Source organism: Nocardia mikamii NBRC 108933 (genome assembly GCF_001613505.1).
Lineage (GTDB): Bacteria > Actinomycetota > Actinomycetes > Mycobacteriales > Mycobacteriaceae > Nocardia > Nocardia mikamii.
This window is the reverse complement of record NZ_BDCM01000007.1, coordinates 268,572-287,573: the sequence shown is the minus strand read 5'-3', so window position 1 is coordinate 287,573 and position 19,002 is coordinate 268,572. Positions and strand designations below refer to the sequence as shown.

General features: G+C 70.7%; 1 protein-coding gene (cut by a window edge). It reads left to right on the top strand.

Going from position 1 to position 19,002, the window contains the following annotated elements; translation table 11 throughout:
• Positions 1-19,002, top strand: partial view of a non-ribosomal peptide synthetase gene (locus NMI01S_RS10255; RefSeq protein ID WP_062995943.1) — the 3' portion only. Its footprint begins 12,729 nt before the window's first position; only the last 19,002 of its 31,731 coding nucleotides appear in the window; its start codon lies beyond the left edge, outside the window; the stop codon is at positions 19,000-19,002.

Below are 19,002 nucleotides of genomic sequence, written 5' to 3'. Positions count from 1 at the left end.
ATGTTCGTCAACACACTGGTCCTGCGCATCCGGATCGGCGCGCACGAGCGGTTCGCCGAGCTGCTCACCCGGGTCCGAGACGCCGACGTGCGGGCCTTCGCGCACGCCGACCTGCCGTTCGACCGGCTGGTCGAGGAGGTGAATCCGGAACGCTCCCAGGCGTATGCGCCGATCGTGCAGGTGCTGCTGTCGTTCGAGCAGCGCTCCGGCACCGACCTGCGGCTGCCCGGCCTGGAGGTGACCGATTACCCGCTCGCCAACCCGGTGGCGCAATTCGATCTCGCGCTGTCGCTGGCCGAGATCGACGGTGCGCAGGGGCGCGAACTGCGGGCGGTGCTGCGATACGCCACCGATCTGTTCGACGCGTCGACGGTGTCCGCCCTCGGGCGCCGGCTGCTGCGCGTGCTCACCGCGGTGACCGCGGACCCCGACGTCCGCATCCGGGACATCGATCTGCTGGAACTGTCCGAACGGTCGCAGGTCCTCGACATCTGGAATGCGACCACAACCGAAATCGACCGCACCGCGACTCTTCCCGTGCTGTTCGACGTCCAGGCCGCGCGCACGCCGAAGGCCCCCGCGATCACCTACGCGCAGACGACGCTGACCTACGCCGAATTCGGCGCCCGTGTGAACCGGCTCGCCCGTCACCTGATCGCAGCGGGAGTGGGCCCCGGATCACTGGTGGCGCTGCATATGCGCCGTTCGCTGGAACTCGTGGTCGGCATGTACGCGACCGTCGCCGCGGGCGCCGGATACGTGCCGCTGGATCCCGACCATCCCGCCGAACGCATCCGCTACGTCCTCGACACCGCGCGACCGGCCTGTGTGCTGGCCACCACCGATGCGCCGGTGCGGGCGGAGCCGGCGCCGGCGGTGCTCGACCTCGATCGGCTGGACGTGTCCGGCTATGCCGACGGTCCGCTGACGGATGTGGATCGGCTGGGCAAGCTGCGGCCGGAGCATGTGGCGTATGTGATTTTCACGTCGGGGTCGACGGGTCGTCCCAAGGGTGTGGCGGTGAGTCACGGGGCGATTGTGAATCGTCTGGTGTGGATGCAGTCCGAGTATCGGCTCGGGGTGGATGATGTGGTGTTGCAGAAGACTCCGGCGACGTTCGATGTGTCGGTGTGGGAGTTCTTCTGGCCGTTGCAGGTGGGTGCGCGGTTGGTGGTGGCGCGTCCGGACGGGCATCGCGACCCGGCCTACCTCGCGCACCTGATGAGCGCGGAAACGATCACGACCGCGCACTTCGTGCCCTCGATGCTGGACGTCTTCGTCGACGCACTGGCCGATACCTCCGCGATGGCGCCTGCGAGCCTGCGTCGCGTATTCACTTCGGGTGAGGCGTTGGCGGTGGATACGGCCGCGCGCTGGCGCGAGCTCGGTGGTGCGGCGCTGCACAACTTGTACGGTCCGACCGAGGCCGCGGTGGATGTCACCTTCCACGAGGTGAGCGATGCCGACACCGTGACGGTGCCGATCGGTCGTCCGGTGGCCAATACCCGTGTCTACGTGCTCGATTCGACGCTGCGCCCGGTCCCCGTCGGCGTGGCGGGCGAGTTGTACCTGGCCGGAACACAATTGGCCGAGGGATATATCGCCCGCCCCGCCCTGACCGCGGACCGCTTCGTCGCCGACCCGTTCCGCGCCGGCGAACGCATGTATCGCACCGGCGATATCGCGCACTGGCAGGCCACGGGCGAACTGGAATACGTGGGCCGCGCCGACTTCCAGGTGAAGGTGCGCGGCCTGCGCATCGAACTCGGCGAAATCGAAAGCGCCCTGCGCGAATCCGAGGGCGTCGCCCAGGCCGTGGCCGTGGTGCGCGACGACCGCGACACCGGCGATCGGATCGTGGCCTACGTGGTCGCCGCATCCGGACGCGACCTCGACGCCGAGCGGCTGCGCGCCGACTGTGCCCGGCGGCTGCCCGAATACATGGTCCCCGCGGTGGTCATGACCATGGACGCGCTGCCACTCAACGCGTCGGGCAAACTGGACCGGAAAGCCCTGCCGGAGCCGGCTTTCCGGGCACGCGCCTTCCGCGCTCCCGGTACGCGGGCCGAACTCGCCGTCGCCGCCGTCTACGCGGAACTGCTCGGGCTCGACCACGTCGGACTCGACGACGACTTCTTCGCCCTCGGCGGCAATTCGCTGACCGCCACCCGCGTCGCCGCCCGGCTGGGCGCCGAACTCGATGCCGAACTGCCCGTACGCCTGATCTTCGACGCTCCGGAAGTCGGTGAATTGGCCGCCCGCGCCGCGGAATTCGCGGGCCGCGGCGCCACGGTGCCGTTGATCGCGCGTCCGCGCCCCGATCTGGTGCCGCTCTCGCCGGCGCAGCAGCGCATGTGGTTCCTCAACCGGTTCGACCCCGGGCAGAGCGTGCACAACATTCCCGTCGCGCTGCGCCTCACCGGTGCGCTGGATACGGCGGCCCTGGAATCCGCGCTCGCCGATATCGTCGCGCGGCACGAAACGCTGCGCACGGTGTATCCGGATATCGGTGGCATCGGCTATCAGCAGATCCGGCCCGCAGACCACGTACCGGTGCTCTCACGGCTGCACGGGGACGACATCGCCACGGCCCTCGGCGCATTCATCGCCGAATCGTTCGATGTGACCACCGAGGTTCCGCTGCGCGTGGCCCTGCTGCCCGTGCGATCGGAAAGCAGTGCGCCCGAACATATTCTGGTCCTCGTCGTCCACCACATCGCCGCGGACGGCTTCTCGATGGGACCGCTGGCCCGCGATATCGCCACGGCGTACGCGGCCCGCAGCACCGGGACCGCCCCACGGTGGCGCGAGCTGGCGATCCAGTACGCCGACTACGCGCTGTGGCAGCGCGAGGTACTCGGCGCGGAATCCGACCCCGGGTCCTCGGCCGCGCGGCAACTGGAGTTCTGGCGCGATCGGTTGCGCGGACTCCCGGCCCGGCTGGACCTGCCCACGGACCGGCCGCGCCCGGCGGTTGCCGGTCACACCGCGGCCACGGTCACCGTCGACTTCGACGCGCGGCTGCGAACCGGCGTGGACGAACTGGCCGGACGCTACGAGAGCACGCCGTTCATGGTGGTGCACGCCGCGCTGGCGGTGCTGCTCGCCCGGATGTCGGGCACCGCCGATATCGCCATCGGCACACCGGTCGCCGGCCGCGGTGCGGCGGTCCTCGACGATCTGGTCGGCATGTTCGTCAACACTCTCGTGCTGCGAGCCGAGATCCGGCCGGCGCAGCCGTTCTCGGCCGTGCTGCGGCAGGTGCGTGAGGGTGATCTCGCCGCCTTCGCCCACGCCGGCATCCCGTTCGAGCGGCTGGTCGAGGTGCTCGACCCGCCGCGTTCGCAAGCCCGCCATCCGCTCTTCCAGGTGGCGTTGTTCTTCCAGAACCTGAACCCGGTGACGGTCGAACTGGGTGAGCTGAGCGTCGGTGAGGTGCGCCTCGACACCGCGGTGAATCCGTTCGACCTGCAGGTCACGGTCACCGAACGGGAGATCGGGTTCACCTATGCGACAGAGCTTTTCGATGCCGCGACGGTCGAGCACCTGGCCGCGCGGTTCCTGCGGGTGATCGAGTCCGTCGTCGCCGACCCGCGACGCGTCGTCGGCGATATCGACCTGTTCGCCGTCGGTGAGCGCGAGCGCGTCCTCACCGAGTGGAACGACTCGGCGCATATCGGTTTCGGGGCGGAACTGCTGCTCGACGAGTTCGAAGCGCAGGCCGCGACCGCACCGCAGTTACCCGCGGTGCGCTATGTCCCGGACGACGGCTCGGCGCCGGCCGTCCTCACCTACGGCGAACTCGACAGCCGCAGCAACCGCCTCGCGCGCCACCTCATCGCCGCCGGGGTGGGCCCGGAATCGCTGGTCGCCCTGTCGATCCGGCGCTCACCGGCGTTGGTGGTGGCGATGTACGCCGTGCTCAAGGCCGGCGGTGCGTATGTGCCGATCGATCCCGACCATCCGGCCCAGCGCATCGCCCACATTCTGGATACGGCCCGGCCCGCGGTGCTGCTCACCACCACCGGCGCCGAGGTGGACTTCGAGGGCCCGACCGTCACGGTCGACACCGTCGCGCTCGACGCCTACCGCGACGATCCGATCGCGGTGCGCGAACGCCACAGCCCGATGTACGCGAATCATCCGGCCTACGTGCTCTTCACCTCCGGTTCGACCGGAAAGCCGAAGGGCGTCACCATCACCCACGCCGCGATCGTCAATCAGATGACATGGATGCAGGCCGAATACCGGCTCACCGCCGCGGACGTGTACCTGCAGAAGACCGCGACCACCTTCGACGTCTCGCTGTGGGGCTACTTCCTTCCGTTGCGGATCGGCGCCACCCTGGTGCTGGCCGCCCCGGACGGCCACCGCGATCCGGGCTATCTCGCCGAAACCATCGGCGAGTACGGCGTCACCGTCACCGATTTCGTGCCCTCGATGCTCAGCGTCTTCGCCGCCCAGGTCGACCCGGCGCAGGTGCGGTCGCTGCGGCAGGTGTTCGTCATCGGTGAGGCACTGCCCGCCGAGACGGTGCGGGCGTTCGGCGCGATCAGCCCGGCGCGGCTGCACAACCTGTACGGGCCCACCGAGGCGGCCGTCTCCATCACCTACCGCGATGTCACCGGGGTGACCGACCGCCCCGCCCTGCCGATCGGCCGGCCCGAATGGAACAGCCGCGTCTACGTGCTGGATTCGCGGCTGCAGCCGACCCCGCCCGGCGTCGCGGGCGAGTTGTACCTGTCCGGCACCCAGCTGGCGCGCGGCTACCACGGCCGCGCCGACCTCACCGCAGACCGGTTCGTGGCCGACCCGTTCGGCGAGCCCGGTTGCCGCATGTACCGCACCGGTGATCTGGTGCGCTGGGACGTCAGCGGTGATGCACCCGAGCTGATCTACCTCGGCCGCACCGACTTCCAGGTGAAATTCCGCGGCCAGCGCATCGAACTCGGTGAGATCGAGGCGGTCCTCGCGGCGGTGTCCGGCGTCGCCGCGGCGGCCGTGCGAATCGTGGCGGCTGCGGGTGGCGACCACCTCATCGGTTTCGTCACCCCGCCCGGCGACGGATCCGCCGCCCCCGGCCTCGGTGACCGGGCGCGCGACGCGGCCGCCGCCCAACTGCCCGGATATATGGTCCCCTCGGCCGTGGTCGTCCTGGACGCGTTCCCGCTCAACGCCTCCGGCAAGCTCGATCGCGGCGCACTGCCCGATGCCGGTGATCCGCGGGTCGCGGCGGTCTTCGGCGGTGACGAATACCGCGAGCCGAGCACACCGGCCGAGCGGCTGGTCGCCGAGACCTTCGCACAGGTACTCGGCATCGAACGGGTCGGCGCCGACGACGACTTCTTCGCCCTCGGCGGCAATTCGCTCGTCGCGACCCGGGTGCTGGCCCGGCTGGGCGAACGCCACGGTCGCCGCATTCCGGTCCGGATGCTGTTCGAACACCCGACCGTCGCCGGTCTGGCCGCCGCCATGATCGCCGACACCGACGGCGCCGCAATCGATCTGCCCGGCCCCGTCGCCGCCGCACGGCCCGACGTCGTTCCGCTGGCGCCGGTGCAGCAGGGCATGTGGTTCCTCAACCGCCTGGCTCCGGATTCGGCGGCCGACAACATCGCGGTCGCGGTCCGCATCCTCGGCGACCTCGACGAGCCGACCATGCTCGCCGCCTTCACCGATGTGATCGCCCGTCACGAGGCACTGCGCACCTACTATCCGCTCGATGCCGAGGGCGCGGGCCGCCAGGTGGTCCTGCCACCCGGCCAGGCGCCCATCGAATTCGAGACCCGCTCCGGCGCCGCGGCGGAGCCGATCGCCGACTTCACCGGATGCGGTTTCGACGTGACCGCCGCACCGCCGGTGCGGGCCCTGCTCATCCGGGAATCCGAGACCAGCCACGTCTTCGTGGTGGTCGTCCATCACATCGCCGCCGACGGCTATTCGCTGAATCCGCTGCTGCGGGATCTGATCGCCGCCTATCTGGCCCGCCGTACCCGGACCGCGCCGAACTGGCCCGAACTGCCCGTCCAGTACGCGGATTACGCACTGTGGCAACAGGAGTCGTTGGACGCCGCCGAGGCCGAACACCTGGACTTCTGGACCCGCACGCTGGCGGATCTGCCGGACGAACTCGCCCTGCCCGCCGATCGGCCGCGCCCGCCCGTGGCCTCACGCCGGGGGGCGGTCGTGCGCGGTCGCATCGACGGCGCCGTCGCCGCTGCGGTCCACCGCCTCGCCAAGGCGCACGGCGCGACCCCGTTCATGGTCTGGCACGCCGCCCTGACCGTGCTGCTGGGCCGGCTGTCCGGTGGTGACGACATCGCCGTCGGCACCCCCGTCGCCGGGCGTGGCGCCAGCGCACTGGACGAGCTGGTCGGCATGTTCGTCAACACCCTGACGCTGCGGACGAGGCTCCGGAACACCGACAGCTTCGATGCGGTACTCGACCACACGCGGGCCGTCGATCTGGCCGCATTGGCCCACGCGGCACTGCCTTTCGACCGCGTGGTCGACGCCCTGGGCGTGGCGCGCACGGCCGACCGCAACCCACTGTTCACGGTGTCGCTGAGCTATCTCAACCTCGGCTCGCAGACCCACGCCGTGCCCGGCCTGATCCTCGAACCGGTCGAATTCGACCGCCCCGTGGCCAAATTCGATCTGCAGTTCACCGTATCGGACGACCTCGACGCCGACGGGCATCTGCCGCTCGAACTCACCTACGCCACCGATCTGTACGACCCGGCCACCGCGGCGGGACTGCTGCGACGGCTGGGCCGGGTGATCGGCGCGGCCGTCGCCGAACCGCAGCGCGCCGTCGGCGATATCGACCTACTGTCCCCGGCCGAACACGCGGCCCTGCTCGACGCCCGCCCCACCCCGTTCGTCGCCGCCCGCACCCTGGCGGAGTTCCTGACCGAGGCGGCCCGGCGCAACCCCACCGGTACCGCGCTGTGCGGCGACGGCCGGGACGTGAGCTACGCGGAACTGGATGCCGAGTCCAGCCGGTTGGCGCGGGTTCTGATCGAATCCGGGGTCGGCGCCGAGGATTTCGTCGCGATCGCGATCACTCGCTCGGTGCGGTGGGTGGTGGCCTGGTGGGCGGTGGCGAAGGCGGGAGCCGCCTTCCTGCCGGTCGATCCGGACTATCCGGCGGAGCGGATCGCGCATATGCTCGCCGATTCCGGTGCGGCCGTGGGCATCACGACCGTCGCCGACGCCGCCGCCCTTCCCGGCACGGTGCGCGCGATCACCGTCGACGCGCCGGATATCGCTGCGCGCCTGCGCACTACCTCTGCGGAGCCGATCGAGGCGCACGAACTGCCGCGCCCGGTCCGGTTGCAGAATCCGGCATGGATGATCTACACCTCCGGCACGACCGGGAAGCCGAAGGGCGTCGTGGTGACCCACGGCGGTATCGGTGCGATCGTGGCCGCGCATCGCCGCCACTATCGGATCGACTCGGGCGCGCGCGTCCTGCACGCCTCCTCGCCGAGCTTCGACGCCTCGATGCTGGAACTGCTGATGGCCTTCGCGGGCTCGGCGACCGCCGTCATCGCGCCGGCCGGCGTCTACGGTGGCGACGAACTGACGGAATTGCTGGCAGCCCAGCGGGTTTCGCACGCTTTCATCACTCCCGCCGTACTGCGGACCCTCGACCCCGCCGCACTGCCTCGGCTGCGGCGGCTGACGGTCGGCGGTGAGGCCTACGGTCCGGACCTGATGGCCCGCTGGGCCGCGGACCGCGAATTCCACAACACCTACGGCCCGACCGAAACCACCGTCTTCGCGACCGTGAGCGCGGTGAAGCGTCCGGGTGACCCGCTGGATATGGGTGCTCCGATCGCCGGGATGTCGGCGGTGGTACTCGATGGGCGACTGCGCCCGGTGCCGGCCGGCGTCACCGGTGAGTTGTATCTACGCGGCCCGGGTCTGGCGCGCGGCTACCACGCGCGGGCGGCGCTGACGGCCGAGCGTTTCGTCCCCGATCCGCACGGCGCGCCGGGCGAGCGGCTCTACCGCACCGGCGATCTGGTGCGCTGGATCGTGAGCGGCGAGGAATACGTCGTCGAATATGTGGGCCGCTCGGATCACCAGGTGAAGGTGCGCGGTCTGCGTATCGAACTGGGCGAGATCGACGCGGTGCTCGGCGCGCACGAGTCGGTCGAATTCGCCGCCACCCTGGGACATCTCGACGCGACGGGGGAGACGTCGCTGGTCGCCTACGTGGTCCCCGCGCCCGGGCACACCGTCGACGTGGACGAACTGGTGGCCCATGCCTCCCGCAGCCTCACCGCGTACATGGTGCCGGCCGCGATCATGGTCATCGACCGGATTCCGCTGACGCCGACCGGCAAACTGGATCGCAAGGCACTGCCGGAGCCGGTTTTCCGGGTCGCCGAATTCCGTGCCCCGCGCACCGCCGCCGAATCCACGGTCGCCGAGATCGTCGCCGGGGTCCTCGGGCTCGGCGAATCCCGTCGCCTCGGCCTCGATGACGACTTCTTCGCGCTGGGTGGAAATTCGCTCACCGCAACCCGATTGGCCGCGCGGCTCGGCGCGGCGTTCGACACGACGGTGCCGGTGCGCGCCGTCTTCGAACACCCCACGGTGGCCGACCTGGCGTCCGCCGCCGCGGCGCCGGAGGGCGGGCCGGCCCGGGTGGCGCCGGCCCCGCGCGCTGTCGACGGGCCGGTACCGCTGTCGCTCGCGCAGCAGCGCATGTGGCTGCTCAACCGTATGGACGAACATTCCGCCGCGTACACGATCCCGCTGGCCATGCGGTTGAGCGGCGACCTCGACGTGGCCGCGCTGAACGCCGCGTTCGCCGATGTGGTGGCCCGGCACGAGGTGCTGCGCACGGTGTATCCGCAGACCGAGGCGGGACCGGTGCAGGTGATCCTCCCCGTCGCCGACGGCTCGGCGCCGCGGTTGGCGCCGGTGCCGTTGCCCGGTGCCGACATGCTCGATGCGGTATCGCAGTTCGTCACCGAGCCGTTCGACGTGACGGCCGCGGTGCCGCTGCGGGCCCGGCTGTTCGTCGTCACCGACGCACCGCGCAGCGAGTACGTGCTCGTCGTGGCCGTCCATCACATCGCCGCCGACGGTTCCTCGCTGGTACCCCTGGCCCGGGACGTGATGACCGCCTACGCCGCCCGCCGCACCGGGACCGCGCCCGGCTGGACACCGCTGCCCGTCCAATACGCCGACTTCGCGCTCTGGCAGCGGGAGGTACTCGGCTCCGAGGACGATCCGGAATCGCTGGCCGCCCGCCAGATCGGCTACTGGACGCGCGCGCTGGCGGGGCTGCCCGACCAGCTGGCGCTGCCCACCGATCGGCCGCGTCCGGCGACGGTCTCCACCGCCGGCGGCACCGTGGACTTCACGGTGGACGCGGCGACACACACCCGCCTGATCGAGATCGGCCGCACCCACGGTGCGACGCTGTTCATGGTGATGCACGCCGCCTTCGCGACCCTGCTGTCGCGGCTGGCCGCGTCGACGGATATCGCGATCGGCACGCCCATCGCGGGCCGTGGTGACCGAGCGCTCGACGAGTTGGTCGGCATGTTCGTCAACACCCTGGTGTTGCGCACCGAGGTCGATCCGGGCGCCGGCTTCGCCGCACTGCTCGCCGGCGTGCGCGACGGCGATCTGGCCGCCTTCTCCCATGCCGACATCCCGTTCGAGCGGTTGGTCGAGGTGCTGAACCCGGTCCGGTCCACCGCCCGGCATCCGCTGTTCCAGGTCGGATTCTCCTTCCACAATCAGGCCGCCGCGGAGTTCGCGCTGGACGGATTGACGGTGAGCGCGGCGGATTTCGACACCGCCGTCTCGCAGTTCGATCTGCATCTGGTGATCACCGACCGCTACGACGCGTCCGGTGCGCCGCTCGGCATGGCCGCCTCCCTCACCTACGCCACCGCGCTGTTCGACGCCCCCACCGTGGCCGGCTTCGGCGAGCGGCTGCTGCGGCTGCTGGACGCCGTGTGCGCCGATTCGGCCCGGGCCGTCGGCTCGGTGGATCTGCTCGCACCGCAGGAGCGGATGCGGATTCTGCGCACCTGGAACGACACCGCCGAACCCGGTTGCGCGACAACGCTTCCTGAGATGTGGAACGCGACGGTGACCGCCGCCGGTACGGCACCGGCGCTGATCATCGATCGCGACGGTAGCGGTGAACCGGTGAGCTATGCCGAGTTGTCGGCGCAGGTCAATCGGCTCGCCCGGCATCTCATCGCGCTGGGCGTCGGCCCGGAGACGCGCGTGGCGCTGGCGCTGCGCCGATCCAGGGAGTTGATCGCGGCCATGTACGCGGTCAGTGTCGCCGGTGGTGCGTATGTGCCGGTCGATCCGGACCAGCCGGCCGAACGCGTCGGCTACATCCTCTCGACCGCCGCTCCGCTGTGTGTGCTGACCACCTCGGATATCGCACCGACGCTGCGGGACGAGACGGTGCGAGTGGTGGACGTCGACACCGTGCCGGATCTGTCCACCGCGCCGGTGACCGATCGGGACCGCCGCGCTCCGCTGCTGCCGCAGCACCCGGCCTATGTCGTCTTCACCTCCGGATCGACGGGCCGCCCGAAGGGAGTCACCGTCTCCCATGCGGCGATTGTCAATCAATTGCGCTGGAAGACAGCGGAATTCGGATTGAGCGCCGACGACGCGGTATTGCTGAAGACCGCCGCCACCTTCGACCTCTCGGTCTGGGAGTTCTGGTCGGCCGCCGTCTCCGGCGGCCGGCTCGTGGTCGCCACCCCGGACGGCCATCGCGATCCCGCCTACCTCGACGAGCTGATGCGGCGCGAGCAGGTGACCACGCTGCATGTCGTCCCGTCGATGCTCGACGCGCTGCTGACCGCCTCCGGCGGCAGCCTGCCGGCCTCGCTGCGCCGCGTCCTCGCCATCGGCGAGGCCCTGCCCGCCACCACTGCGCAGCGCGTGCGCCGCGACAGTTCCGCCCGGCTGTACAACCTCTACGGCCCGACCGAGGCCGCGGTCTCGATCACCAGCCACGCGGTCGACCACACCGATACGGTCGCGGTCCCGATCGGTCGCCCGGAGGCCAACAGCCGGGTGTACGTGCTGGATTCGCGGCTGCTGCCGGTGCCGGTGGGCGTGCCCGGTGAGCTGTATCTCGCCGGTGCGCAGCTGGCTCGCGGCTATCACGGCCGCGCCGACCTGACCGCGGAACGGTTCGTGGCCGATCCGTTCGAGCCCGGAACGCGCATGTATCGCACCGGCGACGTGGTGGCGTGGAACGCGGCCGGCGAACTCGAATACCGGGGCCGCACCGATTTCCAGGTCAAGGTGCGGGGCTTCCGCATCGAACTCGGGGAAATCGAGGCGGCGCTGCTCGCGCTGCCGGCGGTCGCACAGGTCGCGGTGCTGGCGGTATCCGATCCGCGTACCGCCGACCGGCTGGTCGCCTACCTCGTCCCGTCCGCCGCGGACATCGATGTCACCGACGTGAAAAAAGCACTGGCACAGACACTCCCGTCGTATATGGTGCCCGAGGCGTTCGTCGTCCTCGACGCGCTGCCACTGACGGTGAACGGCAAGCTGGACCGGGCCGCGCTGCCCCGCCCCGCCTTCGAGGCGACGGCCTACCGCGCCCCGGCCACCCCGGTGGAACAGACGATCGCCGATATCTACGCCGAGGTGCTGGGGTCGCCCCGGGTCGGTGCCGACGACGATTTCTTCGCCCTCGGCGGCAATTCGCTGCTGGCCACCCAGGTATCGGCCCGCCTCGGCGCGGCCCTGGACGCCCGGATTCCGGTCCGGCTGCTGTTCGAGGCATCGACGGTGGCGGCGCTCGCGGTGCGGGTGGACGGCCACATCGGCTCCGGCGGCCGCACGGCGCTGACGGCCGGACCGCGGCCCGAGGCGCTACCGCTGTCGCTGGCGCAGCAGCGGATGTGGTTCCTCAACCAGTTCGAACCCGAATCCGCGGCCTACAACGTGCCCGCCGCCGTGCGGCTGCGCGGTGAGCTGCGGGTCGACGCGCTGCAGCAGGCGGTGCTCGACGTGCTGAGCCGGCACGAGGTGTTGCGTACCGTCTATCCGCAGACGGCCCAGGGCGTCGTGCAGCACATCCTGCCCGCGTCCCAGGTGGGCCCGGATCTCACGCCGCGACCGGTCGGCGCGGAGGAGGTCGCGGCGCGCATCGCCGAGCTGGCCTCGACCGGGTTCGACGTGAGCGCCGAGGTGCCGATCCGCGTCGCGCTGCTGCGGCTTTCGTCTGAAGAACACGTGCTGGTGTTCGTGGTGCATCACATCGCCGCCGACGGCTGGTCCATGCGGCCGCTGACCCGCGATGTGATGCTCGCCTATACCGCCCGCCGCGCGGGCGAGGCTCCGCGCTGGTCTCCGCTGCCGGTGCAGTACGCGGATTACGCGCTGTGGCAGCGGCAGGTGCTCGGCTCGGAAGACGATGCGCGCAGCCTGATCTCGACGCAGGCCCGCTACTGGCGCGAGCAGCTGGCCGGTCTGCCGGACGAGGTGAATCTGCCCGCCGATCGCCCACGTCCGGCGGTGCAGTCCGCGCGTGGCGGACGGGTGGTGTTCCCCCTCTCGGGGCAGCTGCGCGCGGATCTGGTCGAGCTGGGCCGCGCCCACAACGCGACACTGTTCATGGTGGTGCACGCCGCGTGGGCGCTGTTCGTGGCACGGATGGCCGGTACCGACGACGTCGCCGTCGGCACCCCGATCGCGGGCCGCGGCGAGGCCGAACTCGACGATGTGGTCGGCATGTTCGTCAACACCCTCGTGCTGCGCACCCGGGTACCGGGCGAGGTGACCTTCGCCGAATTGCTCCGCACCGCGCGCGATACCGACCTGCAGGCGTTCGGGCACGCCGATCTGCCGTTCGAGCGGTTGGTGGAGCTGGTGAATCCGGAGCGCTCCACGGCACGCCATCCGCTGTTCCAGGTGATGCTGACCTTCCAGAACCTGCCGCAGCGCGATGTCGCACTGCCCGGTCTGCGGGTGGAGGCCGTCGATTTCGATTTCGACGCCGAACAATTCGATCTGTCGCTGACCGTGCAGGAGACCGGGGAGGGGCTGCTCGCCGACCTCTCGTACGCGCGTGATCTGTTCGACCACACCACGGTCGAGTCGTTCGCCCGTCGCTTCACCGGACTGCTCGCGGCCGTGGCCGCTACTCCGGAGCGGGCCGTCGGCAGCCTGCCGCTGCTGTCCGACGCGGAGTACGAGCAGTTCACCCGGATGGACGGCGGCCCGGTCCTCGCCGACGGACTACTACCGGAGATCTTCACGCGCGGCCTGCGGCACGGTGCCGACCGGGTCGCGGTGCGCATCGACGGCCGATCGGTGACCTACGGGGAGCTGGATCGGCAGTCCTCGCAGCTGGCCCGCGTGCTCATCGACGCGGGCGTCGGGCCGGAGCGGTCGGTGGCGATCGCGCTGCCGCGCTCCTACGAGATGATCGCCGCCGTCTGGGCGGTCGCGAAGGCCGGCGGCGCGTACGTGCCGGTCGATCCGAGCTATCCGCCCGATCGGGTGCGGCACATGGTGGTCGACTCCGCCGCCGTAATCGGTATCACCACAGGTGAATTCGCCGCCGATCTGCCCGCGGCCACCAGCTGGCTGGCACTGGACGAGGAGGCCACCGCCGCCGCCTGCGCGCGCCGCTCGCCCGATCCGATCACCGACGCCGACCGCCTCCGTCCGCTGCGCCCGGACAATGCCGCCTACACCATCTACACCTCGGGTTCGACCGGTTTGCCGAAGGGCGTGACGGTCACGCACCGGCGGGTCGCCAATCTCGCCGCCCATGCCACCCGGCTGTGCCGGGTGGAACCGCGGCATCGCTTCCTGCACGTCTGCTCGCCGAGTTTCGATCAGTCGCTGGAGGAGTGGCTGCTGACCTTCGGCAGCGGTGCCACCCTGGTCATCGCGCCGCCGTCGGTGCTGGGCGGCCAGGAACTCGCCGATCTGCTGCGCGACGAGCGGGTCACCCACACCATGATCACCCCGGCCATGCTGGCCACCGTGGATCCGTCCGGATTGCCGGACCTCGAGGTCGTCGGTGCCGGTGGCGACGCGACCACGCCGGAACTGCTGGCCAAATGGCAGCCCGGCCGCCGCTTCGTCAACAGCTACGGCCCGACCGAGGCCACCATCTCCTCCGCCTACGCGATCCTGGTCGCGGGTGTGCCGATCACCATCGGCACACCGGTGCCGGGCACGACCACGCTCGTGCTCGACGCGCGTATGCAGCCGGTGCCGCCCGGTGTCGCGGGTGAGCTGTACGTCGTGGGCGAGGCCCTGGCCCGCGGGTACCACGCCCGGGCGGGGCTGAGCGCCGACCGTTTCGTCGCGTGCCCGTGGGGGGCGCCCGGCACCCGGATGTATCGCACCGGCGACCTGGTGCGCTGGATCGTCGGCGGCACGGGCGAGTGGGAGCTGGAATATCTGGGCCGCACCGACTTCCAGGTCAAGGTGCGCGGCTTCCGCATCGAACTCGGCGAGATCGACGCGGTGCTCACCGGCCACGACGACATCGATTTCGCGGTCACCCTGGGCCGCGAGACCCCGGCCGGTGCCACCGCACTGGTGTCGTACGTGCGTGCGGTGCCCGGACGTTCGATCGATCCGCGGCAGGTGACCGCCTATGCCGCGCGCAGTCTGCCGTCGCATATGGTGCCGGCCGCGGTCGTCGTCCTCGACCGCGTGCCGCTTACCCCGGTGGGCAAACTGGATCGAAAGGCGTTGCCGGAACCGCAGTTCCAGGCACGGCCGTATCGCGAACCGGCCACGCCGCAGCAGCGTCTGGTCGCCGCGGTGCTGGCCGAGGCGCTCGGTGTGCCACGGGTCGGCGCCGACGACGACTTCTTCGAACTCGGTGGCAACTCGCTCATCGCCACCCAGGTCGTCGCGCGCCTGGGCGCCCGGACGGCGTCCCGGATCCCGGTGCGCACGGTGTTCGAGGCGCCGACGGTGCGTGCGCTGGCCGGACGGCTCGCCGCCCACGCCGGTACGGCGAGGGTCGAGCTCACCGCCCGGCCCCGGCCGCAACGGATCCCGTTGTCACCGGCACAGCAGCGGATGTGGTTGCTCAACCGCATGGATCCCGCCTCCGCCGCCTACAACGTGCCGTTCGCGGTCCGCCTGACCGGTGTGGTGGACGCCGCGGCACTCGAGCTCGCCTTCGCCGATGTGGTCGAGCGGCACGAGGTGTTGCGGACCGTCTACCCGCAGGCCGACGACGGACCGTTCCAGCAGATCCTGTCCCGCGCCGATGCCGAGTTCACGGTCGGATCGGTCACCTCGGACGAGGTGGAAAACGCGGTCGCGCAGATGCTTTCGCGATCGTTCGATGTCACGCGCGATATTCCGGTGCGAGCGGCACTGCTGCGGGTCACCGACACCTCCGAGCACATCGTGGTGCTGTCGATGCACCACATCTGCGCCGACGGCGCCTCGGCCGCGCCGCTGACCCGGGATCTGCTGACCGCCTACGCGGCGCGCACGGCCGCTGCGGCGCCGCAGTGGACCCCGTTGCCGGTGCAGTACGCCGATTACGCACTGTGGCAGCGCGAACTGCTCGGCGCGGAGGACGATCCGGGGTCGCTGATCGCGGATCAGCTCGCGCACTGGCGATCCGCCCTCGCGGATCTGCCCGAACAGTTGGCGCTACCCACGGACCGGCCGCGCCCGAAGGTGCAGTCGCTGCGAGGCCGGGCGCTGACGTTCGAGATCGGCGCCGAGCGGCATGCGGCCCTGCACCGGTTGGCGCGCACCCGGCACGCCTCCCTGTTCATGGTGGTCCGCGCCGCGCTGTCGATCCTGCTGGCCCGGCTCGCCGCCACCGAGGATGTCGTGGTCGGTGCGCCCATCGCGGGCCGGGGCGAGGCGGAACTCGACGACCTGATCGGCATGTTCGTCAACACCCTGGTCCTGCGCGCAAGGGTCGCGCCGCAGGCATCGTTCGCCGAACTGCTCGACCAGGTGCGCGAGACGGATCTGGCGGCCTTCGCCCACAGCGATGTGCCGTTCGAGCGGCTGGTGGAACTGCTCGATCCGGTCCGGTCGACGGCACGGCATCCGCTGTTCCAGGTGGGTCTGTCGTTCCAGAACCTGAATCGGACCGACGTGCGATTGCCCGGCGTGACGGTCGGCGAACTCGAGATCGACACGCGCACATCGCAATTCGATCTGCACTGGTATCTGACGGACACCTACGACGAGCAGGGCGCCCCGGCGGGCATCTCCGCCGCCGTCACCTATGCCACCGACCTGTTCGACGCGGCCACGGTGCGGCACTTCGTGCGGCGCTTCCTGCGGGTGATCGACCGGGTCGCCGCCGACGCGGAGGTCGCGATCGGCGATATCGACCTGCTGGACGACGCCGAACGCACCCGCGTTCTCGTCGACTACAACGACACCGTGCGGGAGCTACCACCCCTGCCGGGCAGCGAAGATCCGGACACGCTGATCGCCCGGTTCGCGTCCGCGGTGGCCGCACATCCGGAGGCCGTGGCACTCGCCGAGGACCGCGCGGGAAGCGCTGTGGCGCACAGGGTTGCGACGTACGCGGAATTCGACGCCCGGAGCAACCGGCTGGCGCGGTATCTGATCGGCCGGGGGATCGGCCCCGAGCAGCGGGTGGCGGTGGCGCTGCCGCGCTCGGTCGAACTGCTGGTCGCCGTCTACGCGGTCCTCAAGGCCGGCGCCGCCTACGTGCCGATCGATCCGGATCAGCCGGCCGAGCGCATTCGGCACATCCTCGACATTGCTGAGCCGGAATGCGTTCTGGCGCTCGCGGATTCGACGATCAGCGGCGCGCTCGCCCTGGATCGGCTGGACCTCACCGAATACGGCGACGCCGCCGTCACCGATGCGGACCGGGTGCGCCCGGTATGTCCCGACACCGTCGCCTACGTGATCTTCACCTCCGGATCGACGGGCCGGCCGAAGGGGGTGGCGGTCAGCCACCGGGCGATCGTGAACCGGCTGGTGTGGATGCAGTCGGAATACCGGCTCGATACCGACGATGTGGTGCTGCACAAGACGCCCGTCACCTTCGACGTGTCGGTGTGGGAGTTGTTCTGGCCGTTGCAGACCGGGGCGAAGCTGGTGCTGGCCGCACCGCAGGGACACCGCGATCCCGCATATCTGGCCCGCCTGATCGCGGCCGAATCGGTCACCACCGTGCATTTCGTCCCGTCGATGCTCGCGGTGTTCGTCGCCGAGCCGGCGGCCGCGGCGGTGAGCTCGCTGCGGCGGGTATTCGCCTCCGGCGAGGCGCTACCGCCGGCGGTGGCGCAGCGGTTGCGGACGCTGACCGGCGCCCGGTTGCACAACCTCTACGGGCCGACCGAGGCCGCGGTGGACGTGACGTACCACGAGGTCACCGACGCCGACACCGATGTGGTGCCGATCGGCCGGCCGGTCTTCAACACCCGTGTCTACGTGCTGGATTCGCGACTGCGCCCGGTACCGGCGGGTGTCACCGGCGAGCTCTACCTCGCCGGGACCCAGCTGGCGCGCGGATATCTCGCGCGACCCGATCTGACCGCGGACCGGTTCGTGGCCGACCCCTTCGCCGGCATGGGCGGGGCGGCCGGGGAACGCATGTACCGCACCGGCGATCTGGTGGTGTGGAACGCCGACGGTGAACTGGAGTACCGCGGCCGCTCGGACTTCCAGGTGAAGCTGCGCGGGCTGCGGATCGAGCCCGGGGAGATCGAGGCGGCGCTGGTCGCTCGGCCCGAGGTCGCTCAGGCCGTCGCACTGGTGCGCGGTGACGAGGGTGCGGACCAGCAATTGGTGGCCTATGTGGTCGCCGAGACCGGTCGCGCCGTCGACGCCGATCGGCTGCGGACCGAACTCGCACGGCGTCTGCCCGGCTATATGGTTCCGGCGGCCGTGGTCGTCCTCGACGAACTTCCGGTGAACGCGTCCGGCAAGCTCGACCGTCGCGCCCTGCCGGCGCCGCCGCGCGCGGCGCGCGAATTCCGCGCTCCGCGGACCCCGGCCGAGGCGCTGGTCTGCACCACCTTCGCGCAGGTGCTGGGTGTGGAGCGGATCGGCCTGGAGGACAACTTCTTCGAATTCGGCGGCACCTCGCTCTCGGCGACCACGCTCGCGGCGCGGCTGAGTGTGGCCCTCGGGCCCCAGGTTCCGGTGCTGACGCTGTTCACCGCGCCGACGCCCGCGGCAGTACTGGCCGAACTGGACCGGGCGGGGGAGATCGATCCCGATGCCGCCTTCGATGTGCTGCTTCCGTTGCGGCGCAACGGTATCGGTGAGCCGCTGTTCTGTGTACATCCGGTCGGCGGTGTCGCCTGGTCGTTCGCCGGCCTGGCCGCCTCGGTGGAGCGGCCGCTCTACGGCCTGCAATCGCCGGCGCTGAGCGGGGAGAACCTGCCCGGCACCGTCGAACAGTGGGCGCGGCGGTATGTCGAGGCGATCCGCTCGGTGCAGCCGGAAGGGCCCTATCACCTGCTGGGCTGGTCGCTCGGTGGCGTGCTCGCCCATGCCGTCGCGGTGCAACTGCAGGACGAGGGTGAGCGGGTCGACCTGCTGGCCGTGATGGACAGCCGGTTCGGCGAACCGGATGCCGGCGAGTCCGAGCCGGTCGCGACGGCGGAGCTGCTCGGCGGCTTGCTGGGAGACCGGTTCGAGGAGTTCGGCGATGCCGTGCCGGACGATCCCGCCGCGATCCTGGACGCGCTGCCCGAACCGTTCGCGTCGCTGGGCCGGGAGCGGATCACCGCCGTCCTCGACGCGGCGCTGGGATCGGTCGATCTGGCCGCCGCCTATCGGCCCCGGATCTACCGCGGTGATCTGACGTACTTCGTCGCCGCCCACGACGCCTCGAGCGAGCCGGCCGCCGAACGGTGGAGACCGGCGGTCAGCGGAACGGTGCGGCGCCACCATCTGCCCACCACCCACTGGCGCATGACTTCCGCGGAATCGTTGCGACGCATCGGCGCGGTGGTCGGCGAACACCCGGACGAGAGCGAAACGGCCTGA